We start from the raw sequence: 26,257 nt of genomic DNA on the forward strand, positions 1-26,257 counted from the left end.
CAGTAGGCAGTAGGCAGTAGGCAGTAGGCAGTAGGCAGTAGGCAGTAGGCAGTAGGCAGTAGGCAGTAGGCAGTAGGTGTCCTGTTTCCTACTGCCTACTGCCTAAGCCCTACTCCCTTGCTGCTGTTAAGCAGCGAGATCTCGCAGCACGTACTGCAAGATGCCGCCATTCTTGAAGTAGTCGAGCTCGTCCAGCGTATCGATGCGGCAGACGATCGGCACGTTCTTCACCGTGCCGTCGCCGAAGGTCACCTTGGCGACCATCTTCTGGCGCGGCTTGATCGTGTCCAGGCCGTCGATCTCGACCAGCTCGTCGCCCTTCAAATTGAGCGAGGCCCATGAGGTGCCGTCCTCGAAGACAAAGGGGATGACGCCCATGCCGACCAGGTTGGATCGGTGGATGCGCTCGAAGGACTGGGCGATGACCGCGCGGACGCCAAGGAGATTCGTTCCCTTGGCCGCCCAGTCGCGCGAGGAGCCGTTGCCGTACTCGACGCCGGCGAAGATCACCAGCGGCACGCCTTCCTGCTTGTATTCCATGGCGGCGTCGTAGATCGACATCTCCTCCTTCGAAGGATAGTGGATCGTGTAGCCGCCTTCGCGGCCGTTCTCGCCCAGCATGTGGTTGCGGATGCGGATGTTGGCGAAGGTGCCGCGCATCATCACCTCATGGTTGCCGCGCCGCGTGCCGTACTGGTTGAAGTCGGCGACGCCGACGCCATGCTCGGTGAGATACTTGCCGGCCGGCGAAGCGGCCTTGATCGAACCGGCCGGCGAGATGTGGTCGGTGGTGATCTTGTCGCCGAAGAGACCGAGCACGCGCGCGCCCTTGATGTCGCCGATCTTGCCGAAGGCGCGGCCCATGCCGGCGAAATAGGGCGGGTTCTGCACATAGGTCGAACGGTCGTCCCAGGCGTAAGTCTGGCCTTCCGGCACCTTGACCTTCTGCCAATAGGCGTCGCCCTTGAAGACGTCGGCATATTTGCGAGCGAACAGCTCGCGGGTGACGTTCTTCTCGATGAACTCCTGGATCTCGGTCGAGGTCGGCCAGATGTCCTTGAGATAGACCGGCTTGCCGTCGCTGCCCTCGCCGAGCGGCTCGGTCGTCAGGTCCCTGGTCACCGTGCCGGCCAGCGCATGCGCCACGACCAGCGGCGGCGAGGCGAGGTAGTTCGCCTGCACGTCCGGCGAGACGCGGCCTTCGAAGTTGCGGTTGCCGGACAAGACCGCGGCGGCGATCAGGCCCTTGTCGTTGATGGTCTTCGAGATCGGTGCCGGCAGCGGGCCGGAATTGCCGATGCAGGTGGTGCAGCCGAAGCCGACCAGATTGAAGCCGATCTGATCGAGCTCCTTCTGCAGGCCGGACTTTTCGAGATATTCCGCCACCACCTGGCTGCCCGGGGCGAGCGAGGTTTTCACCCACGGCTTCTGCTTCAGGCCGCGCCGGTTGGCGTTGCGGGCCAAGAGGCCGGCGCCGATCAGCACACTCGGGTTCGAGGTGTTGGTGCAGGAGGTGATGGCGGCGATAACGACGTCGCCATGGCCGAGATCGTGATCGGTGCCCTCGACGGCGTAGCGCTTCGAGATCTCGGCGGCCTTCTTGTATTCGGTCTCCATCGCTTTGGCGAAGCCGGCAGGGATGTCCTGCAGGGCGACGCGGCCCTCGGGACGCTTCGGGCCGGCCATCGACGGCACCACATCGCCGAGGTCGAGCTCGAGCAGATCGGTGAACACCGGGTCGGCCGAGCCGGCGTCGCGCCACATGCCTTGCGCTTTCGAATAGGCCTCGACCAGCGCGATGCGGTTTTCCTCGCGGCCGGACATGGTCAGGTAGCGAATGGTTTCGGAGTCCACCGGGAAGAAGCCGCAGGTGGCGCCATATTCCGGCGCCATGTTGCCGATGGTGGCCCGGTCTGCCAGCGTCATGTTGGAGAGGCCGGGGCCGAAGAACTCGACGAACTTGCCGACGACACCCTTCTTGCGCAGCATCTGGGTGACGGTGAGCACCAGGTCGGTGGCGGTGACGCCTTCCTTGAGCCTGCCGGTGAGGCGGAAGCCGATGACCTCGGGCAAAAGCATGGAGACCGGCTGGCCGAGCATCGCGGCCTCGGCCTCGATGCCGCCGACGCCCCAGCCCAACACGCCGAGACCGTTGATCATGGTGGTGTGCGAATCGGTGCCGACGCAGGTGTCGGGATAGGCGACGGTTTCGCCGTCCTCCGAATTGGTCCACACCACCTGTCCGAGATATTCGAGGTTGACCTGGTGGCAGATGCCGGTGCCGGGCGGCACGACGCGGAAGTTGCGGAAGGCCTGCTGGCCCCATTTCAGGAACTTGTAACGCTCTTCGTTGCGCTCATATTCGAGCTCGACATTGCGGGCGAAGGCCATCGGCGTGCCGAACTCGTCGACGATGACGGAGTGGTCGATGACGAGATCGACCGGCACCAGCGGATTGATCTTTTCCGGGTCGCCGCCGAGCGCCTTGATGCCGTCGCGCATGGCGGCGAGGTCGACGACGGCCGGAACGCCGGTGAAATCCTGCATCAGCACGCGGGCCGGGCGATAGGCGATCTCGACGCCGGCGGTGCCCTTGTCGGTCAGCCAGGCGGCGACCGCCTGGATCGATTCCCTGGTGACCGAGCGGCCATCCTCGTTGCGCAGCAGATTCTCCAGCAGCACCTTCATCGAATAAGGCAGCCGGGCGATGCCGGTGAGGCCGTTCTTCTCGGCCTCAACGAGGTCGAAATAAACATAGTCCGCGCCACCTGCGGTCAGGGTGCGGCGGCAATTGAAACTGTCGAGGGATTTCGTCACGGCGATCCGTCCTTGTCTGTTCAGCCTGAAAGGGAACGGACGCCGTTGGCATGCAATCACGCGCAAAGGTGCGGGTACGGCCATTTCCGCTGTCCGCTCCCAAGCAACCCGAGCCGTTCAAGGCGGCGCGTGCGCTGGTTCGGCGCTAATTCTGATCCCGCGCCGACCGCTGGCACGGATGAACCGCATATAGAGAATTTCCCGGAATAGTTCTAGACAGTCGAAAGACGAATTTGCGTGAGGCGGCGAGCGCCGCGAAACGGTGCTTTCGGGACGGGCAAGAATGCGGCTGATCGCCGAAAATCTGGGCGGCGAGCGCGGCGGCGAGACGGTTTTCTCCACCATCAGCTTCGCGCTGGAAAAGGGCGAGGCGCTCATCGTCACCGGGCCGAACGGCGCGGGCAAATCGACGCTGCTGAGAATCGTCGCCGGGCTGCTGCCGGCCGCCGGAGGCAAGGTGCTTGTCGAGGGCGGCGGCGAGGCTTTCCCGACGGTCGCCTCGGCCTCGCACTATCTCGGCCACCTCAACGCAATGAAGACGGCGCTCAGCGTCGAGGAGAATCTCGGCTTCTGGCGCGCCTTCCAGGGCGAGCCGGGGCTGGACGTCGAAGAGGCGCTGGAGACGGTGGCGCTCGGCGGTCTCGGGCATCTGCCCTTCGGCTATCTGTCGACGGGGCAGAGGCGACGCGCGTCGATCGCCAAGCTTTTGGTGAGCCGGCGGCCGGTCTGGCTGCTCGACGAGCCGACGGCGGGGTTGGACAAGGCCTCGGAGAAGCGGTTCGCGGGGCTGATGCGGGGCCATCTGGCGGATGGAGGGATCGTGGTTGCGGCGACGCATCTGCCGCTGGGGCTGGAAGGGGCGAAGGTGTTGAGGATGGGCGATTGATGTCGGCGCGAGGCACCCCCCTCTGCCCTGCCGGGCATCTCCCCCTCAAGGGGGGAGATCAGCAGCTCAGGCGCCCCATTTGCCTTGCTACGCTGGAGATTGGCGAAAGCCGAGGCGACATCCAATCTCCCCCCTTGAGGGGGAGATGGCCGGCAGGCCAGAGAGGGGGGCCTGGGCGCGGGCATCTCAAATCATGCTAGCCCTCTTCCTCCGCGACATGCGCCTTTCCATCCGCGTCGGCGGCGGGGCACTGATCGGCGTCATCTTCTTCCTCGCCGTGATCGTCACCATCCCGTTCGGCGTCGGGCCCGATCTCAATCTGCTCGCCCGCATCGGCCCGGCCATCCTGTGGATCGCTGCGCTGCTTGCCTGCCTGCTCGGGCTCGACCGGCTGTTCCAGGCCGACCGCGAAGACGGCTCGCTGGATCTCCTGGTGCTGAACAACGACCGCCACATGCTGGCGCTGACGGTGCTGACGAAATGCCTGGCGCACTGGACGGGCAGCGTGCTGCCGCTGGTGGTCGCGGCACCTCTGCTCGGCCTGTTCATGAATATGGCGCCGCTGGGCATCGGCGCCACGGCGCTCACGCTTCTCGTCGGTACGCCGGCCATCACCTTCATCGGCGCGGCGGGCGCCGCGGTGGCGGTGGCGCTGCCGCGCGGCGGATTGCTTATTTCGGTGCTGGTGCTGCCTTTGACCATTCCGGTGCTGATCTTCGGCGTTTCGGCAAGCTATGGCGCGGTGGCCGATCCGGCGCCGTTCCTGCAGCCTTTCCTCATTCTTGCCGCGCTGACGCTGTTTCTTGCGGTGCTCGGTCCACTGGCGGCAGCGCTGGCGTTGCGGCACGGGACGGATTGAGGCGACGAAGACGTTGCCTCACTGCGGCACCGCGGCAAATTGCGGACCGGCCGACGCGGGGTTATGGAAAGACATGATCGGAACGGTTGACATGGCTACGAACAGGGAGCGATCGCTATGAGCGCGCACGCCCTGTTCGTCACCGCCGCCTATGCCATCACCGCCGTCGTGCTCGCCGGGCTGATCGGCTGGATCCTGCTCGACCAGCGGGCGCGCAGGCGTGAGCTTGCGGCGCTGGAAGCGGCCGGGGTGCGGCGGCGTTCCGACAAGGCCGTCAAGCCATGAGCCTCGAAACCGAAGCGCCGCGCCGCCGCCTGTTCGTGCTTCTGCCGCTCTTGGTGTTCCTGGGGTTGGCGGGGCTGTTCCTGTCGCAACTTCTCTCGGGCCGCGACACCTCGGAAATCCCCTCGGCGCTGATCGGCCTGCCGGCGCCACGGACCGACTTGCCGCCGCTCGAAGGGACGAGCCTGCCGGGACTCGCGTCAAAAGACTTTGCCGGCAAGGTGACGCTGGTCAACGTGTTCGCGTCCTGGTGCGCGCCGTGCCGCGAGGAGCATCCGGTGCTGCTCGGCCTGTCGCAGGACAAGCGCTTCACGCTCGCCGCGCTGAACTACAAGGACCAGCCGGAAAACGCCCGCCGCTTCCTTGGCGAGCTCGGCAATCCGTATCAGGCGATCGGCGTCGATCCAGCTGGGCGCGCGGCGATCGACTGGGGCGTCTACGGCGTGCCGGAGACCTTCGTCATCGGCAAGGACGGCAAGATTGCCTACAAGCATGTCGGGCCGCTGACGCCGGAGTCTGCGCGGGACCTGCTGTTGCCGCAGATCGAGAAAGCGCTGTCGGCGCCGGGCTGAGGCGCCTCCCGTCCCTCGTCATTCTAGGGCGAAGCAAGGAGCGAAGCGACGCAGCGCAGACCCTAGAATCCATTCCGTTACGTTGATCGTAGAACCCCGCGGTCAAGAACTGGCGCTTGTGGGCGCGCGTGCCTGCACCGCTGCGGCGCTCGAAGGTCACGGCATGGATCCTCGGGTCAAGCCCGAGGATGACGAAAGCGTCGAAGCTCAGCCGTAGATCTGCTTGTGGATCTGGTAGAGCATTTCCGAACGGTCGGCGCGCAGATCGGCGAGATCGCGGCTGGACAGGTTCTCGATTTCGGCGACAAGGCGGTTGTAGTGACGGCGCTTGGCGATGCTGGCGCGGGCGCGGGAGACAAGATTGTCGAACATGACAGGGTTCCTTTCATGCCGCATTGGCGCGGCCGGTTGTTCCTCCCTGACGATTGCGAGCATGACATAGGAATGGTGCGCTGCAAAAGAAAGATGTTGCAATGCACCATTGCAACCAGCGCATAGCCGGTTAACCGCAAGCTAACGGGCCATGCGTCCGGCGTGGCATACGAGACCGGTCCGCTTCACGCAGTTCTCATCCGTTTTGTCATACAAATTGCAGACTGCCGCCTTGCCAGATCGCCTTCGGGCTGGCTTGATCCGCCCGTCACGTGAATGCCGGGAGGAAATTGATGGCGGCCGCAGACTATTACGAAGTTCTCGATCCGCGCTTCGCGCGCCTGTTCAACGGCAACGCACAGGTGGAGAAGTTGTTCACCGGCTGCCGCTGGGCGGAAGGACCTGCCTGGTTCGCCGCCGGCCGCTATGTCGTCTGGTCCGACATCCCGAACAACCGCATGTTGCGCTATGACGAGACCGACGGGAGCGTCAGCGTGTTTCGCCAGCCGTCCGGCAATTCCAACGGCAACACGGTCGACCGGCAGGGCCGGCTGGTGACCTGCGAGCATTCCGGCCGCCGCGTCAGCCGGACGGAGTTCGACGGCTCGGTCACTACCATCGCCGACAAATGGAAAGGCAAGCGGCTGAACTCGCCCAACGACGTGGTGGTGCGCTCCGACGGCTCGATCTGGTTCACCGATCCGAGCTACGGCATCGACACCGACTATGAGGGCGACAAGGCCGAAAGCGAGATCGGCGCCTGCAATGTCTATCGCGTCGATCCCGAGACCGGCGATGTCGAGGCGGTCATCACCGACATGGTGCGGCCCAACGGGCTCGCCTTCTCGCTCGACGAAAGCCTGCTCTATGTCGTCGACACCGGCCGCACGCATGGCGAGAAGAATCCGGCGCATATGCGCGTCTTCAATGTCGGCAAGCACGGCAAGAAGGTTTCCGGCGGCAAGGTGTTCGCCGACTGCACCGCCGGCCTGTTCGACGGGTTCAGGCTCGATGCGGACGGACGCATCTGGACAAGTGCCGCCGACGGCATCCATTGCTACGACCCCGACGGCACGCTGATCGGCAAGGTGAAGGTGCCGGAAGTGACCGCCAACTGCGTGTTCGGCGGCAACAAACTCAACTGCCTCTACATCGCCGGCACCACCTCGCTCTACATGGTGCGGCTCATGGTGAACGGGGCCAAGACGTACTGACAGCGAGGCATATCAGCGGGAGAGAAAAATGCCGTTCGTCAACATCCGCATCGTCAAGGAAGTGATCGCCGCCGATCCGGCCGGCAAGAAGGCTGACATCGCCAGGAAGGTGACTGCGGCCATCATGGACGCCACCGGGCTCGGCAACGACGACGTCTGGGTGGTGTTCGAGGAGGTCAACGCCCGCGACTGGTATGTCGGCAAGACCGATGTCGAGACGCGGAGGAAGGGGTAGGTTCCTCCTTCTCCCCTTGTGGGAGAAGGTGGCCTCGCGAAGCGAGGTCGGATGAGGGGTGTTCCAGCTGGGAGACGCCGTTTGTCCAGCGACGAGGTCGCCGTCGTCTCACTCCGCTGGAACACCCCTCATCCGTCGCGGCGCTGCGCGCCGATCCACCTTCTCCCACAAGGGGAGAAGGGAAAGCGGCGCCACTCACCGCCCGCGTATAAATTCCACAAAATCCCGCACCGCACCACGCATCGCCTCCCGGTTCGCATCCTCGCTGAGGATCGCCTCCACCTCCGCCGGCTTCTTGCCCAGCAGCGCGATCTCCAGCGCCGTCTCCTCGTACATCGCGAAGGACATCGTCCGCATGACCTCGGCAAGCGCTGCCCGCGCATAGAGCGAACGGGGCGAGGCATGGACCAGCATTGCCGGCTTGCCAACCGCCGCGTCGCGCGAGACCAGCCAGTCGAGCGCGTTCTTCATGCCGCCGGGCACGCCATGCGCGTATTCCGGGCAGGAGACGATGACGCCGTCGGCGCGGGTGATCATCTCGATCAACTTAGCCGCTTCGGGCGGCATGCGCTCGCCCTCGTCGTCGGGGTTGAAGATCGGCAGCCGGCCGAGGCCATCATAGACCTGGACACGGCCGCCCGCGGGCGCGTTGGCGGCCAGCGCCGTGACCAGGGTCGAGTTGGTCGAGGCGGCGCGCAGGCTGCCCGATATGGCGATGATCTCGATCAAGGGAGAGCCGGACAAAGGGTTGAGTCGTCCGGCAAGCCTACCACATGGTCTGGCGGTAATCGTGGTCCAGCTCGCGGTCGACCGGCGCTTTCGCTGAGTGCCAGCTGGTCGCGGATGATCTGGCCGAGCGTCGGCAGGGTCGCGCGGTCATACCAGGTCTCCGGCTTCCACAAATCGGAGCGCATAAAGGCCTTGGCGCAGTGCATATAGGCGGCCTTGACCGTCACCAGGATCACGCTCTGCGGCTCCTTGCCGTCGACGGCCAGCCGTTCGCGCAAGGTGGGGTCGACAGTGATGCGGGCATCGCCATTGACGCGTAGCGTCTCGTTCATGCCGGGAATGAGGAAGAGCAGTCCGACCGATGGGTTGCGGATGATGTTTTCCAGCGTGTCCAGCCGGTTGTTGCCTGGACGGTCGGGAATGCGATGGTGGCGTTGTCGAGGATGGCGGTGAAGCCGGGCTTGTCGCCTTTCGGCGTCACGTCGGCATTGCCGGCGCCGTCGGAGGAGCCGATCAGCACGAAGGGGCTCTTGCCGATGAAGGATCGGCAATGGCCGTCGAGGACTTTGAGCTCCTTGCGGATAGAGCCGTCGGTCGGCCGGGGCGTCTTGTAGATCGTCCTCAGCTCGTCATGCGTGGTGAGGAATTCCATGCTGCCCCTCATTCTGGCGCAATTCCGGACGGAAACCGCTGCACTCTTTTCCTGGAATTGCTTTAATTCCCGGCCTTCTCTTCCTTGGCTTTTTCCTCCAGCGAGTGGCGCATGATCAGCGGCATCTGGCTGAAGGTGAACAGCAAGGTGATCGGGATCGTGCCCCAGACCTTGAAATAAAGCCAGGTCGCCTCGGAAAAGTTGCGCCACACGACCTCATTGAGCACGGCGAGGAACAGGAAGAACAGCCCCCAGCGGAAGGTCAGCTTGCGCCAGCCTTCGGCATCGAGCTGGAAGGCGGAATCGAAGACGTAGCCGAGCAGCGAGCGGCCGAACAGCAGCCCGCCGAGCAACGTGACGCCGAACAGCGAATTGATGATCGTCGGCTTCATGAAGGCGAAGGTCTTGTCCTGCAGGTAAAGCGCCAGCGCGCCGAAGACGAAGACGACGATCGCCGAGACCAGCGGCATCAGCGGCAGGCTGCGCGTCAGCAGCCAGGAGGCGCCGAGCGAAAGCGCGGTCGCCACCATGAAGAAGGCGGTGGCGATCAGGATCGGCTCGCCGAGATGGGCAAGCACCGGGAATTTCTCAGCCAGCCACTCGCCGCGAATGGTGGTGAAGAAGAACACCAGGCCAGGGCCAAGCTCGAGCAGGAACTTCAAGCCGGGGTTGATCGGCTTGCGGCGTGGATCGGACGGGTCGCGTTCGATGATGTTCATAAAAGTCCTTCTTGCGCACGATCTGGCCGAAAAGCAGGCGGCCTTGCAAGATCGCGCCTTGTTCAAGCCACGCCGGCGATGGCTCTCGCGAATTCGCTGGCGGAAAACGGTTCAAGGTCGTCGACCTGCTCGCCGACGCCGATGAAATAGACCGGCAGCCGGTGCTTGGCGGCGATCGCCACCAGAATACCGCCGCGCGCCGTGCCGTCCAGCTTGGTCATCACCAGGCCGTTGACGCCGGCGACGTTGCGGAAGATCTCAACCTGGTTCAGCGCGTTCTGGCCGGTGGTGGCATCGACCGTCTGCAGCACCGTGTGCGGCGCTTCGGGATCGAGCTTGCCCAGCACGCGCACGATCTTCTCCAGCTCGGCCATTAGCTCGGTCTTGTTCTGCAGGCGCCCGGCCGTGTCGATGATCAGCACGTCGGAGCCGGCCTCCTTCGCCTTCTCGAAGGCGTCATAGGCGAGGCCCGCCGCATCGGCGCCGAGCTTGGAGGCGACGACCGGCGATTTCGTGCGCTCGCCCCAGATCTTGAGCTGCTCGATCGCGGCGGCGCGGAACGTGTCGCCGGCGGCCAGCATCACCTTGAGGCCGCCATCGGTGAGCTTGGCGGCCAGCTTGCCGATGGTGGTGGTCTTGCCGGTGCCGTTGACGCCGACGACCAGGACGACATGCGGCTTGTGGCTGAGGTCGAGCTCGAGCGGCCTGGCGACCGGCGCCAGCACCTTCTCCACCTCCGCCGCCATCACGGCGCGGACTTCGACGTCGGAGACGTCGCGGCCGTAGCGGCTGGAGGCAAGCGAATCGGTGACGCGCAGCGCGGTTTCCAGGCCAAGATCGGCGCGGATCAGCACGTCCTCCAGGTCCTGCAGCGTGTCTTCGTCCAATTTGCGCTTGGTGAAGACGCCGGCGATGTTGCCGGTGAGCTCGCGCGAGGAGCGGGCAAGCCCTTCGCGCATGCGCTGGAACCAGGAGCGCCGCGGCGCCGGCTCCGGCGCCTTCACCGGCTCGGCCTTCTGCTCGACCTTTTTTGAGACCGTTACCTTGCCGACAGAGGGCGCGGGTGTCGGCGGCGACGGCAAAGTCTCCGGCTCCGGTGCGATCTCGGCATGGATCGGCTGCAGCTCGACGGGCGCGGGCTGTCGAATAGGAGGCGCGATTTCCGCTACGGCTTCGGCGGACGGTTCCACAGAGGGCGGCGCCGCTGGTGGCACCTCGATGGGCACTGGCGTTTCGACCGGGACTTCGGCAGGCGGCGTCGGCACTTCGACCGGTGGCTGCTCAGGCAGCGGTTCCGGACGCGAAGGCTCGATGTCAGGTTGCGTCGGCGCAGGTGCGGGCACTTCCTGCGGAGCAGGTTCGGGCGTCGGCGCAGGTAGAGGCTCGGGTTGTGCCGGCGGCACTTCCTCGGGGGCCGGCGGCTCCGGCTTCTCGGGCGTCGGCTGCGGCTCTTCTTCCGGCTCAGGCTGCGGCAGCGGTTCCGGCTCGGCGGGAATGGTGGGCTCTGGCACCGGCGGGATGGATGGAGCAGGCTCGGGCTTCGGCTCTTCGGGAACCGATTGAGGCTCAGTCTCCGGCTTCAGCGCGTCCAGCGCGTCCCACTTGATCGGCGGCAGCGCTTCGTCGACGCGCTCCTCGACGACCTCTTTCCTGCCGAACGAAAATATCTTCTTGAAGAAACCAGCCATACGTCTCGCAGTTCTCAGGCGGCTTGCGCGGCAAGCGGGGCCGCAATCAGCCGGGCGCCGTCATGGCCGGCGACCATGGCATCGACGATCTCGCCGGGCGCGCCGGCGTCGATCGCGGCCAGCGTAAAACCTTCGGTGCGGCCGAGCCCGTCGCGCTCGACCAGAATCGATTGCCGTGTGCCGGAGAGCGACGACAAATGACGGCGATAGGCGGCCTCGCCGGCGGCGCGCAGCCTGGCGGCGCGCGCCTTCACCACCTCACGGCGGACCTGCGGCATGCGCGCGGCCGGCGTGCCTTCGCGTGGCGAGAACGGAAAGACGTGGAGATGCGTCAGGCCGCATTCCTCGACGATTTTCTCCGAATTCTCGAACATCGCCTCGGTCTCGGTCGGGAAGCCGGCGATGATGTCGGCGCCGAAGACGATGCCGGGACGCAGCTTGCGCACGTCCTCGCAGAAGCGGATCGACTGGTCGCGCAAATGCCGGCGCTTCATGCGCTTCAGGATCATGTCGTCGCCCGACTGCAGCGACAGATGCAGATGCGGCATCAGCCTTTGCTCAGTGGCGATGGCATCCAGCAGGTCGTCATCGGCCTCGATGGAATCGATGGAGGACAATCTTAGCCGCTTCACGTCAGGCACCTGGCGCAGGATGGTCTTCACCAGCTTTCCCAACTTTGGTGTGCCCGGCAGGTCGGCGCCGAAGCTGGTCATGTCGACGCCGGTCAAAACGATCTCGGCATAGCCGTTGCCGGCCAGGCGCTTGACCTGCTCCACCACCGCGCCCATAGGCACGGAGCGCGAGTTGCCGCGGCCGTAAGGGATGATGCAGAAGGTGCAGCGATGGTCGCAGCCATTCTGCACCTGCACGAAGGCGCGCGCGCGGCCCTCGATGGCGTCGACCATGTGGCTTGCCGTCTCGCGCACCGAAAAAATGTCGTTGACGCGCGCCTTCTCGGTGTCGTTGACGCCGAAATCGGGCAGCGCGCGGTAGGAGTTGGCCTTGAGCTTCTCCTCATTGCCGAGCACCAGGTCGACCTCGTCCATTGCGGCGAAATTCTGCGGCTCGGTCTGCGCCGCGCAGCCGGTGACGATGATGCGGGCCGAAGGGTTCTCGCGGCGGGCCTTGCGGATCGCCTGCTTGGCCTGGCGCACCGCTTCGGCGGTGACGGCGCAGGTGTTGAAGATGAAGGCGCCGCCATTGAGCTCGCCCAGGCCGGCGCTTTCGGCCTCGCGGCGCATCACTTCCGATTCATAGGTGTTGAGGCGGCAGCCGAAGGTGACGACGTCGATACCTGTCGTGGTGGAGGCTTGGGATACCACGCCTTTTTGAAGGGCGGACATCAGGCGGCGCTTTCGGTGTCGCGGGCCCAGGCGCCGGTCGAGGGATCGAAGCTGCCGGAAAATTCCCATTCGGCGGCACCTGTCAGGATGACGTGATCGTCGTCGCGCCATTCGACATTGAGCTCGCCGCCGCCGGGCGCGAGCAGCGAGACGCTGCGGCCGGTGCGCCTGGTGCGAGCCGCCGCGACCGCGGCGGCGCAAGCCGCCGAGCCGCAGGCCTTGGTGAGGCCGGCGCCGCGCTCCCAGGTACGGATGATCATCGTTTCGGGCGAAGTCACCTGGGCAATGGTGATGTTGGCGCGCTCGGGGAAGATCGGATGGTTCTCAAGCAGCGGGCCGAAGCGGTCCAGCTCATAAGACCAGACGTCGTTGTCGACCCAGAAGATCGCGTGCGGGTTGCCCATCGACACCGCCGAGGGCGAATGCAGCACCGGAGCGTCGATCGGGCCGATCTGCAGCTCGATCATGCGGGTGTCGCGGAATTCTTCCGCCAGCGGGATCTCCTGCCAGCCGAAACGCGGCTTGCCCATGTCGACCGAGATAAGACCGTCCGCATGCTCCTGCGCGTTCAAGACGCCGGCGCGGGTCTCGAAGGTGAAGCTCTTGTTGCCCGTCTCGGCGGCCAAAGCCTGCACGACGCAGCGCATGCCGTTGCCGCAGGCCTGCGCGCTGGTGCCGTCGGAGTTCAGGATGTCGATATAATAGGCCGTGCCCGGCGTCTTCGCGTCGTGGATCGCCATGATCTGGTCGAACTTCGTCGCCGCGTCGCCATTGAGGGCGATCGCGGCCGCCGCCGTCACCTTGTCGGCGCGGCCGCGCATGTCGGCAACGATGATCTCGTTGCCGATGCCGTTCATCTTGGCGAAGGGGGCGCTGCCTGCCATCTAAACCGGTCGTTCCAATCCGTTGGCCAATCCGTTTGGGCGCTATATGGCGGAAACGGGCGGGAATTACCAGTCCGGCGTGGCTCTGGCGACGACGAAGAAGAGGCCGCGCAGCGACCGGTCGCGCCGCGACGACCTGGCGGTCGCGCCAGCGACGACCAAGTGGTCGCGCCAGCGACGACCAAGTGGTCGCGCTTATGTTACCGCGAAGACGCCGAGCACGATCAGCAGGAAGATGATCAGCACGATGCCGATGAGGATGCGCGCGCCGGTAGCGGCCGCGCCTGCCAAAGCCGGCATGCCGAGCAGGCTCGCGGCGGCGGCAATGATGAGAAGGATGATGATCCACCTGATCATGGGGAAGCTCCAGCGGTTTGCGTCGTCCGATCAACGCGTTTGGCCGGTTTGGGTTCCTTTGTAGATGGCCGGCACGTCCCATAGCTCTCCCGGTCGCATGGCACGGAAACGTTCTGGCGGCAGGTCTTCGGCGGCCAAAGCCTCGGCCAGTTTCCGGGCCGGCTCATCGACCGGCTCGTCGGTGAGGTGGAAGGTGCCCCAGTGGCAGCCGGCGGCGAAGGCGGCGTTGCACAGCTTCATGCCCTGAACGGCCTCCTGCGGATTCTGGTGCTGCGGCGCCATGAACCAGCGCGGCTCATAGGCTCCGATCGGCAGGATGGCGAGGCGGAAGCCGCCATGCTTTTCTCCCATCAGCCGGTAGTTGATGCCGTCATGGAAGCCGGTGTCGCCGGCGAAATAGATATTGCCGGCCATCGTCTCGATGACGAAGCCCGCCCACAGCGCCATGCGGCGGTCGCGCCCGCCGCGCGCCGACCAGTGATGCGCCGGTTCGACATGGATGGCGGCCGTGCCGGCATCGAGCCTGTCGCCCCAATCATGCACGCTGAGCCGCATGCCGGGCGCCGCGCGGCCGATGATGGCGTCATTGCCGAGCGGCGCGATCACCAGCGGGTCGTGTCTCTCCCTCAGCCGCTTCAGTGTGGCGAGGTCGAGATGGTCGTAGTGATTGTGGCTGATCAGGACCAGGTCGATCGGCGGCAGGTCGGCAAAGGCAATCCCCGGCGCATTGACCCTCTTCGGCCCGGCGAAGGCGAAAGGCGAGGCGCGCTCCGACCAGACCGGGTCGGTCAGGATATTCAACCCCGCCGTCTGGATGAGAAGCGAAGCATGGCCGACCATGGTGAGTCTCAGCGCGCTGCCTTCCACCCGTCTATCCGGCTTCGCCGGGGGAAACGGGCTCGGAACCGAAGCCGGCCATTTCGCCCGCCCGCCGCCGAATTGCCATTTGAGGAGATCGGTGAAGCTCCCGGGCGGCCTGCCGCCGGGATTGAAGAACAGGGTGCCGTCGAAATGATCGCTGGGCGGCCCGCTGTAGTAGCGGTTGGCGGTTCCTTTCCTCGCGGCCATTCTGTCTCCCGCCCGCTTGTGTCGTCTCCTGAGATAAGGACGCGCCGGCCTGGCGCAAGCATTTTGCCGCCGAATGCCAATGGCCGAAGCCGGGCTCGTCTAGGATCGGACAGGGGTGATCGTCATGGTAATGAAGCGAACCAAGACACCGTGGATGAAGGCGGAGGATTTCGGCCGCTCGCTGCCGCCTGGGGTCGGCATCAACCTGCTGGTTACCGACCTGACGGCGATGGAGGCTTTCTGCCGCGACGTGCTTGGCGCCCGGATCATCTATGGCGACGAGGATTTCGCGGCGATCGAGCTGTTGGGCTCGATCTTCATGCTGCACGCCGATCATTCCTATCTGGACAATCCGATGATCGGCGTCACCGCAGGCGCCGAGACTCGCGGGGCCGGTATCGAACTGCGCCTTTACGGCGCCGATCCGGACTCGGTCGAGAAAAAGGCGGCCGCGCTCGGCCACATCGTGCTGGCCGGCTCGATCGACAAGCCGCATGGCTTGCGCGAATGCTACATCGTCGGCCCAGATGGTTATGTGTTCGTGCCGAGCACCAGGATTTAATATTGATATTTCAATAGATTACAAGGTTTTCAATGGCGGCTTCCCGACTGTGGCCCTCCGCTGCGATAAATTTGCAACAGCCATTTCGAAAACCCTATTTTAACCATATCGGGTTGAAATTCTGCCACCTTCGCCGTCTTGGTGAAGCGGAGATTACGCGGATGGCTCCCCCCGGCCAGATCCGACGGAGGTGGTAAATGCATTTTTCAAGGACTGGCCTTGTGGCCGTATCGCTGGCCGCGCTCGTTGCGAGCGGCTGCTCGACTTCGCGCTTCTCGTCGATGGACGACCAGCAGCCGACACCGCTGACCCCGGCACCCTCCGGCACGGTGACGCAGAATCAGCTGCCGCCGCCGGCTTCCCCCGGCACCGCCGATCCGTCGCAATTTCCGACCGCTCCGAAGAACACTCAGGTCGCGTCGCTGCCGCCGGACGGCACGGCGCCCGCCGGCGCCACCGATCTCACCGCGGCCAGCGTCGCCGGCGTCTGGAACGTCAATGTCTCCGGGCAGAGCTGCAAGGTGGCGACGCCGCAGACCAAGTTCGGCGCCGGCTACCGCGCCGGTCCGCTGCACTGCCCGGCGCCGATCGACGGCATCAAGTCGTGGAATGTGGCCGGCAAGCAGCTGACGCTTTACGACGAGAACGGCGGCACGCTGGCCAGGCTCTATTCCTCCGGCGGCGAAAAGTTCGACGGCCAGACTTCCAACGGGCAACCTATCTCGCTTACAAGATAACGCGAGGGTGTGCTGATGTTCAGGTGAGGCCGGCCTGCAAATGCCGGTTTCCTGCGCTTCCGGCCTTCGCCGGCCGAAGCACTTAGGAGTGGCGTGGTAGTTGAATTAAGGCTATGGCCGGCGTAGACCGGTGCTCACGTACTTCAAGTACGCTCCGCTCCGGTTCTTGGAACCCGCCATTTTCGACTCGGCCTGACCTGAAGCTCAACACACCCTGGCCTTTCCTCAGGCGTTCCGCGCAAAAGAATGCAAAAGACCGGACCCATGCACCTGCGCGACGGTATCCAGACCCACGCCACCGTCAGGCAGCGCTACGAGCATCTCGTCCAAAGCGGCGCGGCCGAGCGCGACCCGGCGCAGGAGCGGATCGTCGCTGCGCTCGACCGGTTGATAGACGAGATCTCGGCCAAAAGGCTGGCGCATAAATCGAGCGCACTGGGCTGGCTGTTCGCGGCCAAGCGTCAGCCGCGCGAGCCGGTCAAGGGCCTCTACATCCATGGCGGCGTCGGTCGCGGCAAGACCATGCTGATGGACATGTTCTTCGAGCTGTTGCCGGTCCGGCGCAAGCGCCGCGTGCATTTCAACGACTTCATGGCCGATGTGCAGGATCGTATCCACAAGCACCGGCAGGCGCGCAAGAATGGCGACGTCAAGGAAGACGACCCGATCCCGCCGGTGGCGCGGGCGCTGGCCGATGAAGCCTGGGTGCTGTGCTTCGACGAATTCTCGGTCACCGACATCGCCGACGCGATGATCCTGTCGCGCCTGTTCTCGGCGCTGTTCGGCAACGGCGTGGTGCTTGTCGCCACCTCCAATGTGGCGCCGGAGAACCTTTATCGCGACGGGCTGAACCGCCAGCTCTTCCTGCCGTTCATCTCGCTGCTCGAGCGCAATGCACAGGTGATGACGCTGGATGCCGAGAAGGACTACCGCCAGGAAAAGCTCAACCGCCAGCCGGTTTATGTCACGCCGGACGACGCCGCGGCCGAGCGCGCGCTCGACGAGGCCTGGAAGGCGATGACGCATGGCCAGCCGATCGGCGAGGTGACGCTGACGCTGAAAGGCCGCCAGCTCGTCGTGCCGCGCGCCGCCGGCGATGCGGCGCGCTTTTCCTTTGCCGACCTCTGCGAAAAGCCGCTCGGCGCGCGCGACTATCTGGCGATCGCCGGCCGCTTCTCGACCGTTTTCATCGACCATGTGCCGGTGCTGGGCGAAGGCAAGCGCAACGAGGCCAAGCGCTTCATCCTTTTGATCGACACGCTCTACGACCACCGCATGCGGCTGGTGATGAGCGCGGCGGCGCCGCCCGAACGGCTTTATACGGCCAAGCGCGGCACGGAAGTGTTCGAATTCGAGCGTACAGCCTCGCGCCTTGTGGAGATGCAGAGCCGCGACTGGCTGGACGGCTGGGCGGAACGGCGAAAAAAGGAGGTGGCGGCTGCAGAGGTGAGGCAGGCGAAGGGGTAGAAGGGGATTACCTTCGTCATTCTAGGGCGGAGCGACGCAAAGCGTCGCGGAGACCCTAGAATCCATTCCGTGACTTAGGACATGGAATGCAGCGGTTCAGAATGGGACTCTTGTGGACGCCTCTCTGTCAGATCGTTCTGCCTCGTGGTATCGCTTTTATGTCACGGAATGGATTCTAGGGTCTGCGTGCGTCGCTTCGCTCCTTACTCCGCCCTAGAATGACGACTTGAAGGGACGGCTCCGTCAACCGCCCTAGGAGGAAGATGCAGTTTCGGCCAACTTCGAAAGCCGATATACATACATCACGAAATCCTCCGCCTTCCCATGCGGCTCCTCCCTCGTTTCATAAAGCGCCCGCGCCGGTCCGTTGTCGGGCTCGGTGCCGACCCAGGCTTCCTCACAGCCGTGCTCACGGCCGATCTCGAACGTCGCGTCGAGCATCTTTCGCGCGATGCCCTTCCGCTGGAAGGCCGGCGCCACGCCGATCTCGTCGATATAGAGCTCGCTCATCTTGTCGGGATGGCGATGAACGACGGCGGCGCACTGGCCGACCACGATTTCGTCGACGATCGCCACGATCATGAAATGGCCGGGCGAGTTGAGATAGGCAGCGAGACGGTCCGGTCGCACCGGCTCGTCGAACACCTCCTCGGCCACCCGCATCACAACCGCGTCATCGCCCGGATGAAGCCTTCTGATTTCGACGTTCATTGTGTAAATTCTCCTCAGTCGGCTCATAAACTTTGACGTTTACGTAATTCCCAGTGCATCTAACCGATTGAAAACGTTAGGCTCAAAATAATCGTTTGAATTTCTTGCGCGCCGGAGTTATTCGGTGCGGCCAAATCTCGCGGTTTCCCGCATCCTTTCGGCCCCTCCGGCCCGTCACGACTTCGTCACAGACAAAGGAAAACATCCTCACATGGCACGCAACAAGATAGCGCTCATCGGCTCGGGCATGATCGGCGGCACGCTCGCCCATATGATCGGCCTCAAGGATCTCGGCGACGTGGTGCTGTTCGATATCGCCGAGGGCATTCCGCAGGGCAAGGGTCTCGACATCGCGCAGTCTTCGCCGGTCGACGGCTTCGATTCCCGGCTGACCGGCGTCAACGACTATGCCGGCATCGAGGGCGCGGATGTCTGCATCGTCACCGCCGGCGTGCCGCGCAAGCCCGGCATGAGCCGCGACGACCTTCTTGGCATCAACCTGAAGGTGATGGAACAGGTTGGCGCCGGCCTCAAGAAATATGCGCCGAAGGCCTTCGTCATCTGCATCACCAACCCGCTCGACGCCATGGTGTGGGCGCTGCAGAAGTTCTCCGGCCTGCCGACCAGCCATGTCGTCGGCATGGCCGGTGTGCTCGACAGCGCGCGTTTCCGCTATTTCCTGGCCGAAGAGTTCAAGGTCTCGGTCAAGGACGTCACCGCCTTTGTGCTCGGCGGCCACGGCGATTCCATGGTGCCGATGATCCGCTATTCGACCGTCTCGGGCATCCCGCTGCCCGACCTCGTCAAGATGGGCTGGACCTCAAAGGAGAAGCTCGACCAGATCGTGCAGCGCACCCGCGACGGCGGCGCCGAAATCGTCGGCCTGTTGAAGACCGGCTCGGCCTATTACGCGCCGGCGGCTTCCGCGATCGCGATGGCCGAATCCTATCTCAAGGACAAGAAGCGCGTGCTGCCCTGCGCCGCGCATCTCTCGGGCCAGTATGGCGTGAAGAATACCTATGTCGGCGTCCCGGTGGTGATCGGCGCCGGCGGCGTCGAGCGCGTCATCGAGATCGATCTCTCCAAGGCTGAGCAGAAGATGTTCGACAATTCGGTGGCGGCCGTGCAGGGCCTCACCGAGGCCTGCACCAAGATCGCCCCGCACCTCGCCGGCAAATAAAACGTCCTTCCCCCGGAGACCACGCGCATGAACATCCATGAGTATCAGGCCAAGGCGCTGCTGAAGACGTTTGGCGCGCCGGTCGCAAGCGGCGTTCCGGTGTTCAAAGCCAGCGAGGCGGAAGCCGCGGCAGAAGCGCTGCCCGGCCCGCTCTATGTCGTGAAGAGCCAGATCCACGCCGGCGGCCGCGGCAAGGGCAAGTTCAAGGAGCTCGGCCCCGATGCCAAGGGCGGCGTGCGCCTGGCGAAGTCGGCGGCGGAAGTCGTCACCAATGCCAACGAGATGCTCGGCCACACGCTGGTCACCAAGCAGACGGGACCTGCCGGCAAGCAGGTCAACCGCCTCTATATCGAGGACGGCGCCGACATCGAGCGCGAGCTCTATCTGTCGATCCTGGTCGACCGCTCGGTCGGCCGCATCGCCTTCGTCGTCTCGACCGAGGGCGGCATGGACATCGAGACGGTCGCGCACGACACGCCGGAAAAGATCATCACCGTTGCCATCGATCCGGAAAAGGGCGTGAGCGCCGACGACGTGAAGAAGCTCAATGCCGCGCTGAAGCTCGACGGCGATGCGGCGAAGGACGGCGGCACGCTGTTCCCGATCCTCTACAAGGCCTTTGTCGAGAAGGACATGAGCCTGCTCGAGGTCAACCCGCTGATCGTCATGAAGGACGGGCATCTGCGTGTGCTCGACGCCAAGGTGTCGTTCGACAACAACGCGCTGTTCCGCCATCCGGACGTGATGGAATTGCGCGACACCACCGAAGAGGACGAGAAGGAGATCGAGGCGTCGAAATACGACCTCGCCTATGTCGCGCTCGACGGCAATATCGGCTGCATGGTCAACGGCGCCGGCCTTGCCATGGCGACGATGGACATCATCAAGCTGTATGGTGCTGAGCCGGCTAACTTCCTCGACGTCGGCGGCGGCGCTTCCAAGGAAAAGGTCACGGCGGCGTTCAAGATCATCACCAAGGATCCGGCCGTCGAGGGTATCCTGATCAACATCTTCGGCGGCATCATGAAGTGCGACGTCATCGCCGAGGGCGTGATCGCCGCGGTCAAGGAGGTGGGCCTCAAGGTGCCGCTGGTGGTTCGGCTGGAAGGCACCAATGCCGAGCTCGGCAAGAAGATCATCAACGACAGCGGCCTCAATGTCGTGTCGGCCGACGATCTCGACGACGCAGCCAAGAAGATCGTGGCGGCGGTGAAGGGCTAAGCGGATGCCTCCGCGCAAGATAAACCTGGTCGAGGCGGCGGATCGGACGATCACTAAGGTCTTCGATCCGCATATCGCCGGCGACGTCAACGATGCCCAGGCCAAGGTCGCCAAGTTCGGCGAGGTTTTCGACTGGCATGCGCATGACAATGAGGACGAGGCCTTCCTGGTGCTGCGCGGCAGGATCGCCATCGATTTCCGCGACGGGCCGGTCGAGCTTGGCGAGGGCGATTTCATCGTCGTGCCGCGCGGCGTCGAGCACCGGCCGCGTTCGCTGACGAAGGAGCCGGTGGTGCTGATGTTCGAGCCGGCGACGACCTTGAACACCGGCAACGCCCGGAGTGACCTCACCGTCACCGACCTGAAGCGGCTCTGAGCCATGAACGCGTCACCCTTCTCTTCCCTCTCTGACGGTCACCAACGCCTGCAGGCGCTGGTCGGCGCGTGGCGCGGCGAGGAAGAGGTCGCGGCCACGCAATGGACCGATGCCGGCACGGCAACGTCAGAACTGCAGGCCGAGGCTGAGTTCGGCGGCTTGTTCGTGGTGCAGCGCTATCGCCAGCGCCGCGACGGCACCGTCTCGTTCGGCGCGCATAATGTGTTCGGCTTCGACCAGGAGAGCGGCCTCGTCACCATGCATCAGTTCGACTCGATGGGGTTCGTGCCGATGTCGCCGGCTACCGGCAGGTGGAACGGCAACGAGCTGATGCTGGAACGGTCGTCGCCGCGCGGCGCCGCGCGCATGGCGTACAGCTTTGACGGCGCTGACGCCTACCGCATGAAACTTCAGTTCAACTCCGCCGGCAGCGATGCATGGCAAGACATGGTGAGCGGCCTCTACCGGCGCGTTCCGCCTTCCGAGATGAAGGAAGGCTGAGCGATGGAGATCAGGACGGTTGAAGGGTCACACATAATCACACATATTGTACCTGTGTATTTATGTGGAGAACGGACAATGAAGAACGTCACCTTGGCCATTGACGAGGCCCTCCTTGAAAAGGCGCGCGGCCTCGCTGGGCGTCGCCAGACGACGCTCAATGCCCTTATTCGCACGCTGCTCGCGCATGAGGTCGAGCAAGAAGACCGGATCGCCTGGGCGCGGGAAGGCATGCGCAGGTTGATGAAAGAATCGCCGCTCGATCTAGGCCCTGCATACAAATGGAACCGGGACGAGATCTATGCCGAACGAGAGGATAGAATGCTTTCTCGACTCGAACGTCCTCCTGTACGCGGCTTCGGAGAGGACGAGTGATCCTCGCCGCCACGATATCGCGCAAGGCCTTGTCCTCGGGACCGTGTTCGGCGTCTCTGGCCAGACCTTGGCAGAGTTCGCCAACGTGGCAAGGCGGAAGTCGGTCTCGGCCGATGCTGTGGTCGACCAATGGCTGGTCTTTCTCGGCACGCTTCCTTTTGTCCCGGTCGATCAGGCCTATGTCATCGCGGGGCTTCATCTCGCGCGTCGCTATCAACTCAAATATTACGACGCGGCGTTGCTTGCAGCCGCGGAACGGCTCGGCGCGCCGATTTTCTACACCGAGGATCTCAACCACAACCAGGTCTATGGCTCGGTCCGGGCCGTCAATCCTTTCTTGTAATCGCTGAATTCAGAGGCGTTCCCACCCATGTCCATTCTCGTCGACAAGAACACCAAGGTGCTGGTCCAAGGCCTGACCGGCAAGACCGGCACGTTCCACACCGAGCAGGCGCTGGCCTATCACGGCACCAAGATGGTGGGCGGCATCCATCCGAAGAAGGGCGGCGAGACCTGGACCGGTTCCAAGGGCGAGACCCTGCCGATCTTCGCCACCGTCGCCGAAGGCAAGGCAAAGACCGGCGCCAACGCTTCCGTCATCTACGTGCCGCCTGCGGGAGCCGGCGAAGCCATCATCGAGGCGATCGAGGCCGAGATCCCACTCATCGTCTGCATCACCGAAGGCATCCCTGTGATGGACATGGTCAAGGTCAAGGCGCGGCTCGACCGCTCCACCTCGCGGCTGATCGGCCCGAACTGCCCGGGCGTGCTAACGCCCGACGAATGCAAGATCGGCATCATGCCCGGCAACATCTTCCGCAAGGGCTCGGTCGGCGTTGTTTCGCGCTCGGGAACGCTTACCTATGAGGCAGTCTTCCAGACCACCAATGTCGGCCTCGGCCAGACCACAGCGGTGGGCATCGGCGGCGACCCGGTCAAGGGCACCGAATTCATCGACGTGCTGGAGATGTTCCTCGCCGACGACGAGACCAAGTCGATCATCATGATCGGCGAGATCGGCGGCTCGGCCGAGGAAGACGCCGCGCAGTTCCTCAAGGACGAAGCCAAGCGCGGCCGCAAGAAACCGATGGCGGGCTTCATCGCCGGGCGCACTGCGCCGGCCGGCCGCACCATGGGCCATGCGGGCGCGGTGATCTCCGGCGGCAAGGGCGGCGCGGAAGACAAGATCGCGGCGATGGAATCGGCCGGCATCAAGGTGTCACCGTCGCCGGCGCGGCTCGGCACGACGCTGGTCGAGGCGATCAAGGGTTAAGTGAGTAGCGAATAGTGAGTAGCGAATAGCGAATAGGAAAAACAGAGTAGCAGCGCGATCCGGGCAGTCCCTACTCGCTATTCGCTACTCACTATTCGCTCCAAAAAGGAGACGGAGCCAGGCTCCGCAGACGAAAATGGCAAGACAAGATCAGGCCAACGACCAATTCTCGCTCACCTCATTTCTTTATGGCGGCAATGCCGATTACATCGACGCGCTCTACGCGGCCTATGAGGACAATCCCGCCTCCGTCGATCCGGAGTGGCAGGATTTCTTCGCGGCGCTGAAGGATGACGCGGGCGATGTCCGCAAGAACGCCAAGGGTGCGTCCTGGGCGAAGCCTTCCTGGCCGCTGCAGGCCAATGGCGAGCTGGTCTCGGCGCTCGACGGCAATTGGGGTTTGGTCGAAAAGGCGATCGAAAAGAAGGTCAAGGAAAAGGCCGTCGTCAACGGCGCCGTGCTTTCCGACGCCGACGTGCATCAGGCGACGCGCGATTCCGTGCGCGCCATCATGATGATCCGCGCCTATCGCATGCGCGGCCACCTGCACGCCAATCTCGACCCGCTCGGCATCGCCAAGCCGCTCGAGGACTATAACGAGCTGTCGCCGGAGAATTATGGCTTCACCGAAGCCGATTACGACCGACCGATCTTTCTCGACAACGTGCTTGGGCTCGAATTCGGCACCATCCGGCAGATGCTGGATATCCTGACCCGCACCTATTGCTCGACGCTCGGCGTCGAGTTCATGCACATCTCCGACCCGGAAGAGAAGGCCTGGATTCAGGCGCGCATCGAAGGTGCCGACAAGGAGATCACCTTCACCGCCACCGGCAAGAAGGCGATCCTGTCGAAGCTGGTCGAGGCCGAGGGCTTCGAGCAATATATCGACGTCAAGTACAAGGGCACCAAGCGTTTCGGCCTCGATGGCAGCGAGTCGCTGATCCCGGCGCTGGAACAGATCGTAAAGCGCGGCGGCCAGCTCGGCCTGAAGGAAATCGTGCTCGGCATGGCGCATCGCGGCCGCCTCAACGTGCTCTCCCAGGTAATGGCCAAGCCGCACCGCGCCATCTTCCACGAATTCAAGGGCGGCTCGGCGGCTCCCGACGAAGTCGAAGGCTCGGGCGACGTCAAGTATCACCTCGGCGCCTCGTCGGACCGCGAGTTCGACGGCAACAAGGTGCACCTGTCGCTGACGGCCAATCCCTCGCATCTGGAAATCGTCGACCCTGTCGTGATGGGCAAGGCGCGCGCCAAGCAGGATCAGTTGTCCGGCCGTGAGCGCGGCGAGATCGTGCCGCTGTCCGAGCGCGCCAAGGTCATGCCGCTGCTTTTGCACGGCGACGCCGCCTTTGCCGGCCAGGGCGTGATCGCGGAAATCCTCGGCCTGTCGGGCCTGCGCGGGCATCGCGTCGCCGGCACGTTGCATTTCATCATCAACAACCAGATCGGTTTCACCACCAATCCGCGCTTCTCGCGCTCCTCGCCCTATCCGTCGGATGTGGCCAAGATGATCGAGGCGCCGATCTTCCACGTCAATGGCGACGATCCGGAAGCGGTGGTGCATGCCGCGAAAGTTGCGACCGAATTCCGCATGAAGTTCCACAAGCCGGTGGTGGTTGACATGTTCTGCTACCGCCGCTTCGGCCACAATGAGGGCGATGAACCGTCCTTCACCCAGCCGATCATGTACCGCAACATCCGCAGCCATAAGACGGTGGTGCAGATCTATGCCGACCGGCTGATCGCCGAAGGCCACGTCACCCAGGCCGAAGTCGACAAGATGCGGGCCGACTGGCGCGCACATCTGGAAGCCGAATGGGAAGTCGGCCAGCACTACAAGCCCAACAAGGCCGACTGGCTGGACGGCGCGTGGTCGGGCCTTCGCACCGCCGACAACCAGGACGAACAGCGGCGCGGCAAGACCGCCGTGCCGGTGCGCACGCTGAAGGAGATCGGCAAGAAGCTGACCGAGGTGCCGAAGGACTTCGAGGCGCACAAGACCATCCTGCGCTTCCTCGAAAACCGCCGCCAGGCGATCGAGTCGGGCGAAGGCATCGATTGGTCGACGGCCGAGGCGCTGGCTTTCGGCGCTATCCTGCTCGACGGCAATCCGATCCGGCTTTCCGGGCAGGATTCGGAGCGCGGCACCTTCTCGCAGCGCCATTCGGTGCTTTACGACCAGCGCGACGAGACCCGCTACATTCCGCTCAACAATCTCTCGGCGGCGCAGGCCGGCTACGAGGTCATCAACTCGATGCTGTCGGAGGAGGCGGTGCTCGGCTTCGAATACGGCTACAGCCTGGCCGAGCCCAAGGCGCTGACGCTCTGGGAAGCGCAGTTCGGTGACTTCGCCAATGGCGCCCAGGTGGTGTTCGACCAGTTCATCTCGTCGGGCGAGCGTAAGTGGCTCCGCATGTCGGGTCTCGTCTGCCTGTTGCCGCATGGCTATGAGGGCCAGGGGCCGGAGCACTCGTCGGCGCGGCTGGAGCGCTTCCTGCAGCTCTGCGCGGAAGACAATATGCAGGTCGCCAACGTCACCACGCCGGCTAACTATTTCCATATCTTGCGCCGACAGCTGAAACGCGACTTCCGCAAGCCGCTGATCCTGATGACGCCTAAATCGCTGCTGCGCCACAAGCGCGCGGTGTCGACGCTGTCGGAGATGGCGGGCGAAAGCTCGTTCCACCGACTGCTTTGGGACGATGCGCAGCTCTTGGCCGACCAGCCTATCAAGCTGGTGAAGGACTCCAAGATACGCCGCGTCGTGCTGTGCTCGGGCAAGGTCTATTACGACCTCTATGAGGAGCGCGAGAAGCGCGGCATCAACGACATCTACCTGCTGCGCGTCGAACAGCTCTATCCGTTCCCAGCCAAGGCGCTGATCACCGAGCTGTCACGCTTCCGCAATGCCGAGATGGTGTGGTGCCAGGAAGAGCCCAAGAACATGGGCGCCTGGTCGTTCATCGATCCCTATCTCGAATGGGTGCTGGCGCATATCGACGCCAAGCATCAGCGGGTGCGCTACACCGGACGGCCGGCCTCGGCCTCGCCGGCGACAGGGTTGATGTCGAAGCATCTCAGCCAGCTGGCCGCGCTGCTCGACGACGCTCTCGGCGAATAGGGCGCCTGGCGCGCAAACAGGCCGGACGAAACAGACCTCAAGAAGACAACGGA

At 64.2% G+C, this 26,257-nt stretch carries 27 protein-coding genes and 1 pseudogene; 17 read left to right on the forward strand and 11 right to left on the reverse strand.

Going from position 1 to position 26,257, the window contains the following annotated elements:
- Window positions 1-126: 126 nt before the first annotated feature.
- Window positions 127-2,817: an aconitate hydratase AcnA gene (gene acnA, locus LB552_RS27995; RefSeq protein WP_224611350.1), complete on the reverse strand. Its 2,691-nt coding sequence runs from the start codon at window positions 2,815-2,817 to the stop codon at window positions 127-129.
- Window positions 2,818-3,100: 283 nt separating this feature from the next.
- Between acnA and ccmA the strand changes: the two genes are divergently transcribed.
- From ccmA to LB552_RS28015, 4 genes are all read left to right on the forward strand, one after another.
- Complete coding sequence (ccmA, locus tag LB552_RS28000) at window positions 3,101-3,703, forward strand: heme ABC exporter ATP-binding protein CcmA (RefSeq protein WP_224611351.1); 603 nt, start codon at window positions 3,101-3,103, stop codon at window positions 3,701-3,703.
- Between the two features lie 193 nt (window positions 3,704-3,896).
- Window positions 3,897-4,562: a heme exporter protein CcmB gene (ccmB, locus tag LB552_RS28005; RefSeq protein ID WP_224611353.1), complete on the forward strand. Its 666-nt coding sequence runs from the start codon at window positions 3,897-3,899 to the stop codon at window positions 4,560-4,562.
- A 117-nt stretch (window positions 4,563-4,679) separates the two neighbouring features.
- The gene (gene ccmD, locus LB552_RS28010; RefSeq protein WP_140700683.1) at window positions 4,680-4,847 is read left to right on the forward strand and encodes a heme exporter protein CcmD; all 168 of its coding nucleotides are present in this window, start codon (window positions 4,680-4,682) and stop codon (window positions 4,845-4,847) included.
- Window positions 4,844-5,416 carry a DsbE family thiol:disulfide interchange protein gene (locus LB552_RS28015; RefSeq protein ID WP_224611355.1) on the forward strand — a complete coding sequence of 191 codons (573 nt, stop codon included), beginning with the start codon at window positions 4,844-4,846 and terminating at the stop codon, window positions 5,414-5,416. The genes ccmD and LB552_RS28015 overlap by 4 nt, the downstream gene beginning before the upstream one ends.
- A gap of 207 nt (window positions 5,417-5,623) precedes the next feature.
- Here the strand turns inward: LB552_RS28015 and LB552_RS28020 are convergent, their stop codons facing one another.
- Window positions 5,624-5,788 carry a hypothetical protein gene (locus tag LB552_RS28020; RefSeq protein ID WP_224532113.1) on the reverse strand — a complete coding sequence of 55 codons (165 nt, stop codon included), beginning with the start codon at window positions 5,786-5,788 and terminating at the stop codon, window positions 5,624-5,626.
- A gap of 293 nt (window positions 5,789-6,081) precedes the next feature.
- Between LB552_RS28020 and LB552_RS28025 the strand changes: the two genes are divergently transcribed.
- Entirely contained in the window at window positions 6,082-7,002 is a 921-nt protein-coding gene (locus LB552_RS28025; protein WP_224601841.1) for an SMP-30/gluconolactonase/LRE family protein, read from the forward strand.
- Between the two features lie 28 nt (window positions 7,003-7,030).
- Window positions 7,031-7,237: a tautomerase family protein gene (locus LB552_RS28030; RefSeq protein WP_140740220.1), complete on the forward strand. Its 207-nt coding sequence runs from the start codon at window positions 7,031-7,033 to the stop codon at window positions 7,235-7,237.
- A 195-nt stretch (window positions 7,238-7,432) separates the two neighbouring features.
- Here LB552_RS28030 and LB552_RS28035 read toward each other — a convergent pair whose 3' ends face one another.
- The 8 genes and pseudogenes from LB552_RS28035 to LB552_RS28070 all read right to left on the reverse strand — a co-directional run bounded on the left by LB552_RS28035 (window position 7,433) and on the right by LB552_RS28070 (window position 14,677).
- Window positions 7,433-7,966, reverse strand: coding sequence for an NADPH-dependent FMN reductase (locus LB552_RS28035; RefSeq protein WP_224611357.1), 534 nt, complete (start codon window positions 7,964-7,966; stop codon window positions 7,433-7,435).
- Between the two features lie 37 nt (window positions 7,967-8,003).
- A pseudogene (locus LB552_RS28040) lies at window positions 8,004-8,618 on the reverse strand (pyridoxamine 5'-phosphate oxidase family protein).
- A gap of 62 nt (window positions 8,619-8,680) precedes the next feature.
- Complete coding sequence (locus LB552_RS28045) at window positions 8,681-9,337, reverse strand: septation protein A (protein WP_224611359.1); 657 nt, start codon at window positions 9,335-9,337, stop codon at window positions 8,681-8,683.
- Window positions 9,338-9,399: 62 nt separating this feature from the next.
- On the reverse strand, window positions 9,400-11,025 hold the full coding sequence (gene ftsY / locus LB552_RS28050; protein WP_224611361.1) for a signal recognition particle-docking protein FtsY: 1,626 nt from the start codon (window positions 11,023-11,025) through the stop codon (window positions 9,400-9,402).
- A gap of 14 nt (window positions 11,026-11,039) precedes the next feature.
- Window positions 11,040-12,368, reverse strand: coding sequence for a tRNA (N(6)-L-threonylcarbamoyladenosine(37)-C(2))-methylthiotransferase MtaB (gene mtaB / locus LB552_RS28055; protein ID WP_224611362.1), 1,329 nt, complete (start codon window positions 12,366-12,368; stop codon window positions 11,040-11,042).
- Window positions 12,368-13,252 (reverse strand): diaminopimelate epimerase, encoded by an 885-nt coding sequence (gene dapF, locus LB552_RS28060; protein WP_140846342.1) that lies wholly within the window; start codon window positions 13,250-13,252, stop codon window positions 12,368-12,370. Before dapF ends, mtaB begins: the two co-directional genes overlap by 1 nt.
- A gap of 195 nt (window positions 13,253-13,447) precedes the next feature.
- Complete coding sequence (locus tag LB552_RS28065; protein ID WP_031195454.1) at window positions 13,448-13,609, reverse strand: DUF1328 family protein; 162 nt, start codon at window positions 13,607-13,609, stop codon at window positions 13,448-13,450.
- A gap of 30 nt (window positions 13,610-13,639) precedes the next feature.
- Window positions 13,640-14,677 carry an MBL fold metallo-hydrolase gene (locus LB552_RS28070; protein ID WP_224611363.1) on the reverse strand — a complete coding sequence of 346 codons (1,038 nt, stop codon included), beginning with the start codon at window positions 14,675-14,677 and terminating at the stop codon, window positions 13,640-13,642.
- A gap of 124 nt (window positions 14,678-14,801) precedes the next feature.
- Here LB552_RS28070 and LB552_RS28075 point away from each other — a divergent pair, with 124 nt between their 5' ends.
- The 3 genes from LB552_RS28075 to zapE all read left to right on the forward strand — a co-directional run bounded on the left by LB552_RS28075 (window position 14,802) and on the right by zapE (window position 17,443).
- Window positions 14,802-15,239, forward strand: coding sequence for a VOC family protein (locus LB552_RS28075; RefSeq protein ID WP_224601857.1), 438 nt, complete (start codon window positions 14,802-14,804; stop codon window positions 15,237-15,239).
- Window positions 15,240-15,436: 197 nt separating this feature from the next.
- Entirely contained in the window at window positions 15,437-15,976 is a 540-nt protein-coding gene (locus LB552_RS28080; protein WP_224611364.1) for a protease inhibitor Inh/omp19 family protein, read from the forward strand.
- A 264-nt stretch (window positions 15,977-16,240) separates the two neighbouring features.
- Window positions 16,241-17,443: a cell division protein ZapE gene (gene zapE, locus LB552_RS28085; RefSeq protein WP_224611365.1), complete on the forward strand. Its 1,203-nt coding sequence runs from the start codon at window positions 16,241-16,243 to the stop codon at window positions 17,441-17,443.
- A 252-nt stretch (window positions 17,444-17,695) separates the two neighbouring features.
- Here the strand turns inward: zapE and LB552_RS28090 are convergent, their stop codons facing one another.
- Window positions 17,696-18,154, reverse strand: coding sequence for a GNAT family N-acetyltransferase (locus LB552_RS28090; protein ID WP_224611366.1), 459 nt, complete (start codon window positions 18,152-18,154; stop codon window positions 17,696-17,698).
- A gap of 211 nt (window positions 18,155-18,365) precedes the next feature.
- Here LB552_RS28090 and mdh point away from each other — a divergent pair, with 211 nt between their 5' ends.
- The 8 genes from mdh to LB552_RS28130 all read left to right on the forward strand — a co-directional run bounded on the left by mdh (window position 18,366) and on the right by LB552_RS28130 (window position 26,204).
- On the forward strand, window positions 18,366-19,334 hold the full coding sequence (gene mdh, locus LB552_RS28095) for a malate dehydrogenase (protein ID WP_224611367.1): 969 nt from the start codon (window positions 18,366-18,368) through the stop codon (window positions 19,332-19,334).
- 27 nt (window positions 19,335-19,361) lie between these two features.
- A complete protein-coding gene (gene sucC / locus LB552_RS28100) occupies window positions 19,362-20,555 on the forward strand; it encodes an ADP-forming succinate--CoA ligase subunit beta (protein ID WP_224611368.1) in 1,194 nt (397 codons plus the stop codon).
- Window positions 20,556-20,559: 4 nt separating this feature from the next.
- Entirely contained in the window at window positions 20,560-20,931 is a 372-nt protein-coding gene (locus tag LB552_RS28105) for a cupin domain-containing protein (RefSeq protein WP_140846349.1), read from the forward strand.
- 3 nt (window positions 20,932-20,934) lie between these two features.
- Window positions 20,935-21,432: a DUF1579 family protein gene (locus LB552_RS28110; RefSeq protein WP_224611370.1), complete on the forward strand. Its 498-nt coding sequence runs from the start codon at window positions 20,935-20,937 to the stop codon at window positions 21,430-21,432.
- Between the two features lie 78 nt (window positions 21,433-21,510).
- The gene (locus tag LB552_RS28115) at window positions 21,511-21,807 is read left to right on the forward strand and encodes a hypothetical protein (protein WP_140846351.1); all 297 of its coding nucleotides are present in this window, start codon (window positions 21,511-21,513) and stop codon (window positions 21,805-21,807) included.
- The gene (locus LB552_RS28120) at window positions 21,734-22,150 is read left to right on the forward strand and encodes a PIN domain-containing protein (RefSeq protein WP_224601868.1); all 417 of its coding nucleotides are present in this window, start codon (window positions 21,734-21,736) and stop codon (window positions 22,148-22,150) included. The genes LB552_RS28115 and LB552_RS28120 overlap by 74 nt, the downstream gene beginning before the upstream one ends.
- Window positions 22,151-22,177: 27 nt before the next feature.
- Window positions 22,178-23,080: a succinate--CoA ligase subunit alpha gene (sucD, locus tag LB552_RS28125; RefSeq protein WP_095769537.1), complete on the forward strand. Its 903-nt coding sequence runs from the start codon at window positions 22,178-22,180 to the stop codon at window positions 23,078-23,080.
- A gap of 136 nt (window positions 23,081-23,216) precedes the next feature.
- Window positions 23,217-26,204, forward strand: a complete 2,988-nt coding sequence (locus LB552_RS28130; RefSeq protein WP_224611372.1) for a 2-oxoglutarate dehydrogenase E1 component — start codon at window positions 23,217-23,219, stop codon at window positions 26,202-26,204.
- Window positions 26,205-26,257: the final 53 nt, after the last annotated feature.

The sequence above is a fragment of the Mesorhizobium sp. CA7 genome, assembly GCF_020165015.1.
Classification (GTDB): Bacteria; Pseudomonadota; Alphaproteobacteria; order Rhizobiales; family Rhizobiaceae; genus Mesorhizobium.